6 protein-coding genes are annotated in these 6,073 nt (G+C 49.1%); all 6 read right to left on the bottom strand.

Going from position 1 to position 6,073, the window contains the following annotated elements; all coding sequences use genetic code 11:
- Positions 1 to 231 precede the first annotated feature (231 nt).
- The 6 genes from FP827_01155 to FP827_01130 are packed head-to-tail and all read right to left on the bottom strand — an operon-like array spanning position 232 to position 6,071.
- Positions 232 to 678, bottom strand: coding sequence for a DUF2344 domain-containing protein (locus FP827_01155; protein ID MBA3051693.1), 447 nt, complete (start codon positions 676 to 678; stop codon positions 232 to 234).
- Complete coding sequence (locus FP827_01150) at positions 675 to 2,288, bottom strand: radical SAM protein (protein MBA3051692.1); 1,614 nt, start codon at positions 2,286 to 2,288, stop codon at positions 675 to 677. Before FP827_01150 ends, FP827_01155 begins: the two co-directional genes overlap by 4 nt.
- A 20-nt stretch (positions 2,289 to 2,308) precedes the next feature.
- Entirely contained in the window at positions 2,309 to 3,541 is a 1,233-nt protein-coding gene (locus FP827_01145) for a rod shape-determining protein RodA (protein MBA3051691.1), read from the bottom strand.
- Positions 3,528 to 5,279, bottom strand: a complete 1,752-nt coding sequence (gene mrdA / locus FP827_01140) for a penicillin-binding protein 2 (GenBank protein MBA3051690.1) — start codon at positions 5,277 to 5,279, stop codon at positions 3,528 to 3,530. Before mrdA ends, FP827_01145 begins: the two co-directional genes overlap by 14 nt.
- A 1-nt stretch (position 5,280) precedes the next feature.
- Positions 5,281 to 5,760 carry a hypothetical protein gene (locus FP827_01135; protein ID MBA3051689.1) on the bottom strand — a complete coding sequence of 160 codons (480 nt, stop codon included), beginning with the start codon at positions 5,758 to 5,760 and terminating at the stop codon, positions 5,281 to 5,283.
- Complete coding sequence (locus tag FP827_01130) at positions 5,748 to 6,071, bottom strand: hypothetical protein (GenBank protein ID MBA3051688.1); 324 nt, start codon at positions 6,069 to 6,071, stop codon at positions 5,748 to 5,750. The genes FP827_01135 and FP827_01130 overlap by 13 nt, the downstream gene beginning before the upstream one ends.
- Between the last annotated feature and the right edge of the window lie 2 nt (positions 6,072 to 6,073).

Below are 6,073 nucleotides of genomic sequence, written 5' to 3'. Positions count from 1 at the left end.
TAATTACCGATGCTTGCCGCACTCATGAAATAATCTTCCCAGTTCCTTCTTGGCCGCTTTAATCTGTTGAATGTTTCCCGTTTTGAGGGTGAGAACAATCTCTCGTGTTTTTTGCTTGATGGATTTATATGGACTCATTTATAAACTGCCTCCCCGCCTGTCTATACCCTATAACAAAAAATTATGACTGTCAATTTTTGCAATAATATCTTCCCCCGAGCCGCGATTGCGTTAAAAAATAAAGCTGACGCGGACGGCGGGAAAAGAAATTTTCTCGCCGGAACCGAAAACGATGGTTTTGCGAATAATCCGCGGAAATAAGCCCAGGAACTTTTCCTTTTTCTCATAGACGGCGGCTTTGGGCTGAGGAGCTTTTCCCCGTATGCTTTCTGTTTTTATGATTTCCAGCCCCGGAGGAAAATTATCGGAGAAGCGTCTGAATATTATATCCCCCGGATAATCATCTATGATTTTGACGTCTATGTATTCGCAGAGGGATTCCACCCCTAGAGAAAGAGCGGGAGAAGACGAGAATTTTATCTTTCGTTTGTAACCCTGTCCCGTGACGAAATCAAGGCCCGTCCGGCGCAGCGCCATGTCTATGTGCATCATCGTGTCCAGATGGCCCATCAGCACAAAGCGGCCGCGCTTGGAATATGTGACCCTGACTTTGATCATCGGCTTTCTATAAGTTCCTTCACCTGATTATAATCTTCCTCAAGCTCTGCCCTGGGCGCTATATCAATCTTCTCCCACGGGAGCTTTCCCGTTGAAAAATCCCTTCCGGCGTAAGAGACGGAATCCAGCCCCGCCTCATCCAGTATTCTTATTTTGTCCGCAGAGCTGTCGGTGAAAACAGCCGGCAGATCCAAAAGGATTGCCCCAAGACGCGCGTCGCCCCGGGCGAGAGCGCTCTCGAGCAGAGCGTCTTCCAGCGAGGGATGACGCAGGTCAACGCCCCTCAATTCCATTTTGAATCTTTTCAGTTTCTCCTCCATTTCGCCTCTATCCCAGAGAGTCACCCTCTCAAAGGGAGTGTGGGCGGCGGGAACAAAGGGGGAGAGCGTGAGCGTCACTTTCAATCCGGTTTTTCTTATCCTTTTCACGGCCTTTATGTTTTCATCCATGTCCGCGTCACTTTCTCCGGGGAGGCCCAACATCAGATATATCTTCACATCCCTGAAACCCGCGGATTTGATCTCCGCCATCATCTTCTCAAATTCATCGAGCGGCGTTATTTTTCCTATTATCTCCTGCATGCGGCGGGAAAATGTCTCCGGCGCAAAAGTCAGGTTCACCTGATTGAGGGGGAGTATTTTCATAACACATTCAAGGGATCTCCTCTCCGGCCTCAGCGACGGGATTTGGAGGGATATTCCCTGCTTTCTCAACAGCGGTATGACGCTGTCAACAACTTCTCCTATGTGCGGATACTGAGGGGTGCTCAGAGAACTCAGAGACAAACCCTTCCAGCCTGTGTTCTCAAGGGATGAGATGATTATTTTTTCAAGATCCTCCGGAGTCCTCACGCGGAGAGGCGAATAAAACCTTTTCGCCTCGCAAAAACGGCAGTTGTTGGGACAGCCCCTCATCACCTCTATGTCCAGCCTGTCCTGCAAAGTCCTGATATTCGGGATAACCGGCTTGAGCGGATAATAATCGTTTTTTAGCGGGCAGAAAACTTTTTTTACACTCCCGCTTATACCGCACACATAGACGCCCTCGATATCCGCGAGCGCTCTTTTAAGGGAGTCCCGCCCGGAACTTGCCAGCGCCTCATCCAGCATTTTTCCGATGACCTCTTCTCCGTCGCCGACGATAAAAGCGTCAAAGAAACCCTCGGCCGGCACAAAATTAGAAACGCCGGGGCCGCCGGCCGTTATAACGGGATACGACCCGTCGCGGAGCGAAACGGGAATGCCCATCAGGGCAAAAAGCCCCGGGATGTCAAAAAAACATCCTTTCGCGGGAAGGGTTATGCCTATGAGATCAAAATCCCGGGGTGAGCGGCCGGACTCAAGAGACAGAAATTTTTCTTTTCCGGAAAGTATTGCCTCTCTCATATCCGGCTCCGGCATAAAAGCGCGCTCGCAGAGACTGTCCGGGCGGGAATTTATAATATGGTATAGAATACCGAGGCCGAGGGATGATGCCCCCATCTGATAAACAGCCGGGCTGACAAGGAGAACCTTAAGGGGTGTTTCCTTCCATGGTTTTTTCACGGAAAACATCTCGCCGCCCGCGTACTGCGCCGGCCTTTCATAATTGAGCAGATTTTTAATTTCCATTAAGAAGATACCTTGATTTTTCAGTAACCTTTGGCCGTGGCGTAAACATTCATGACCACGCCCAGCATCATTAGATAAACGGCGGTGGCGGTGCCGCCGTAGGAGAGAAAAGGCAGAGGAAGTCCCGTGATGGGGAGCATACCCAGCGTCATCCCTATATTGAGGAATGTCTGGAAAAACAGCACCCCTAATATGGAAAGCGCCAGAAATGTCCCCTGCTGGTCAAGCGCCATAACGGCTATTTTGATCATCCGCGAAAAGAGAATAAAATAAGAGAACAGTATCAGAAAAGAACCGATGAAACCGAATTCCTCCGCGATCGACGCGAACATAAAATCGGTGTATTTCCCGGGGAGAAAGCCAAGGCGCGCCTGTGTGCCCCGGCGGTAGCCCTTGCCTTTGATCTTCCCCGAACCTATCGCTATCAAACTCTGCGAAAGATGATAGCCGGAATTAAGAGTGTCCCTGTTCGGGCTGATGAAATTGAGTATCCTGTCTTTCTGATAACTCTTAAATCCCGTCGCCACTTTATGGGAAACCAAACAGCTCGTAAAAAAAAGGCCGAACAAAACAAGAACGGCTATGTGAGATTTTTTGATATGCATAAGAAAACGCACGGCGATATAGAGAGCCGCGAAGGCGGCCGCGGCCCATCGCGCGAGCCACATCAGCGCGTGCGGCCTCATACAGAAAAAAATAATTTCCCCCAGCAGAAGCGCTCCGAGAACAGAGACAAATACAAGCAGGCGTATGTTCTGGCTGAAATAAAGGAACATAAATCCTATAAAAACGAACACGAGTCCTGTGCCGAAATCCGGCTGTTTCAGCACCAGAAACAAGGGCAGCGCTGAAAAAAATATTAAAAAGAATATGGTCCTGAAACTGTTTCGCGAAGTGTAATTCTTGCTGAGGAAGTATGTGAGGAAGATGACCGTCGTGAATTTCGCGATCTCCGAGGGCTGAAAAACAATAAACCCGGCGCCAAGCCATGAACGGGAGCCGTGCACGGAATAGCCCACCGCAAGCGTCAGGATAAGAAGGGCTATTCCCAAAACATAAAAAATTATCGCCCTGAACCTCAAAAAAGATTTATATTTTGTGAATGTGAATATAACCATACCGGCGAAGCCCAGCGCTATAGCGAATAAATGCCTGTACAGCATATCGCCCGACACATAAGAAATATTCTGCAGGCTTCCCATTGCCAGGAGAAACAGCGCGGGAAAAAGGATGAGAGGGTCAAATCTTTTCATTTTTGATTTTTATATACTCCTCCCATATAGCCCGCGACACGGGCCCGGCGACAGCCGCCCCCTTTCCTCCGTGTTCGAGCACAACAGTGAGCGCGAAATCTTCCAGATCACCGCCGCCGAATGAGACAAACCAGGCGTGATCATCCCCCGAAGGATTTTGCGCTGTGCCGGTTTTACCGTAAATTTCACAGCCCTCTATATTCAGCACCCGTCCGGTGCCGTCCGTGACGACTTTGCGCAGTGCTTCCCTCAGGAGCTTAAAAGTGTCTTCGCGGAGGCTGTACTGCTTCACCTGTTCGGGACTGGCCTCATATTCAGTCTTTCCCCCGGGCGTGGTAATTTTTGACACAAGATAGGGCCTGTAAATAACACCGCCATTGGACACACCGCCCACGGCCAGCGCTATCTGAAGCGGCGTCACCCATAAAAATCCCTGACCTATGCCCATATTAACCGTATCCCCCGGCAGCCAGCTTTGCTTATATCTTTTTTTCTTCCAGGCCGCCGACGGTATGGTGGCGGGAAGTTCCCCTGATATATCTTTGAGCTCGTCGAGATCCAGCCCCATCATATGTGCGTATTTTGATAAATCTTTTACGCCGACCTCAAGCGCAATGTTGTAGAAATACACATTGCAGGATTGCGAAAAACCGTCCAGAAAATCCATCTCTCCATGCCCTTCTTCTTTCCAGCACTTAAACTCGCGATTCCCGTATTTAAAAACGCCACTGCAATCTATTTTCTTTTCCGTGTCTATGCGCTCCTCGTTTAAGGCCGCAGCAGCGGTGAAGATTTTGAAAACAGAACCCGGAGGATATTTCATCTGTATAACCCTGTTCACGAGGGGTATTGCCGGGGAAGTCATCATGCGGGAGACCTCATCCGTGTCATCCCCGAACGCACCGGGATCAAATCCCGGAGAACTGACAAACAGGAGTACAGCTCCTGTTTTAGGATTCAGCGCCACAGCGGCACCGGGCCGTCCCTGAAAGGCCTCATAAGCTGTTTTCTGCAGACGCGAATCAACAGTGAGTATTATCTCATCGCCCGTCGACGGGAGAACTCTGCCCTTCACCTCTATCACATCTCCGGCGGCGCTGACCTCGACGATTTCTCCGCCGGGCGAACCGAACAGATAACTGTCAAAGTTTTTTTCAAGCCCTGATTTACCGTGAAGAGAGCCGGGATAGGAATAGCTCATATCCCGCGAGCGGCTCCCCAGCGGCGCACCGAGATAACCTGTCACATGGCTGAAAGTCTGTTTGTAGGGATAAAACCTTTTGGGCGATTTGATGATCCTCAGGTTGGGATATTCATTTATCACCGAGGCCATCGCAATCAGCGAACGCCCCTTAAGATCATGGATCAGCGTTTTGAGTATCTCTCCTTTTTTAAGCGACTTCGCCAGAGAGCTTTCCAGTATTCTACGGGGAACCTCGGTAACGGCGCACACATCATTTTTCAGTTTCTCCGGCGGGGTTATCTGGGAAACGAGATCATATGAAATATAAGTCGTGGCTATGACCTGCCCATCGGCGGAAATAATGCGACCGCGGTTCGGCGGCACAATAAATCTTTTAAGATAATTTTCCCGGGATTTTTCCGAGAATTTGAAACCTTTTAATATCTGTACCTGAAAAACCCTGAAAAAAATCAGAAAAAACGCGGCAATAAAAACTATTTTTATGAATCTGATATATCTGACAAAATAATCCCATCCCCTGTCCTTATACCACATTTTAGCGCATTTGTTTCCGGTTTTTCAAAACGGTATTGAACAGCACTGCGAGCAATATACCCGTGGTCAGCGCGCCCGGAAGAACGCCGGCAAAAGGAGGGTAGTTCACCGTAATGAACTGATGTGATATATACAGGAAAATAAAATGGAAGATGGCCGAAGCGAAACCCAGAACAAATTGCCCCCCGAAACCGGTCATGTCAAAATTCTCGGAGAATTTTTTAACCCCGTAAACAATGGCCAGAAAACTCAGCGAATCAAAAGCCAGCGGATGGCCGCAAAGAATTGAAGAAACGCACCCGAGGAGAAAAGCGTAAATATAGCTGTGCGCGGCGGGTATCTTTGACGAGAGAAGAACGAGGCTTGCAAGAAAAAGAGACGGGCTCACATCCGGAAAACTCCGCGGAGAGAGAGGATTCAACAGGAAAATCTGTATATATGGAACACAAAGCAGAAAAAGAACAGTGATTAATGTATCCATTGTGTCAACACAAAAAGAGCTTCCGGTACATTCGCGTTATAAGCGGTTTGAACCGAGATCTCATATTCCCCGGCGCCGCCTTTAAGCGCTTTTGTAACCGTTCCGCAGTGAAGCCCCGGAGGAAATTTTCCGTCCCAGCCGGATGTCAGCAGATCAATCCCCTTCTCGACAATAATGTCTCTTGACGGCCAGACAAAATCCAGAGAGCCGCGGCCCTGGGAATAACCTATCAGCACCCCCCAGAAAGAAGAGTTTTCCCCCGTGACAGAAACACGGAATGATTTATTTGAGATCAGCACGCATTCCGACACGG

This window comes from Candidatus Omnitrophota bacterium (genome assembly GCA_013791745.1).
Lineage (GTDB): Bacteria > CG03 > CG03 > CG03 > CG03 > CG03.
This window is presented reverse-complemented; position numbering and strand designations above follow the sequence as displayed.

Coding starts and splice junctions, on each gene's coding strand:
- mrdA (MBA3051690.1), bottom strand. CDS start 5,279: ATGTGGTATAAGGACAGGGGATGGGATTATTTTGTCAGATATATCAGA.
- FP827_01145 (MBA3051691.1), bottom strand. CDS start 3,541: ATGAAAAGATTTGACCCTCTCATCCTTTTTCCCGCGCTGTTTCTCCTG.
- FP827_01150 (MBA3051692.1), bottom strand. CDS start 2,288: ATGGAAATTAAAAATCTGCTCAATTATGAAAGGCCGGCGCAGTACGCG.
- FP827_01155 (MBA3051693.1), bottom strand. CDS start 678: ATGATCAAAGTCAGGGTCACATATTCCAAGCGCGGCCGCTTTGTGCTG.
- FP827_01135 (MBA3051689.1), bottom strand. CDS start 5,760: ATGGATACATTAATCACTGTTCTTTTTCTGCTTTGTGTTCCATATATA.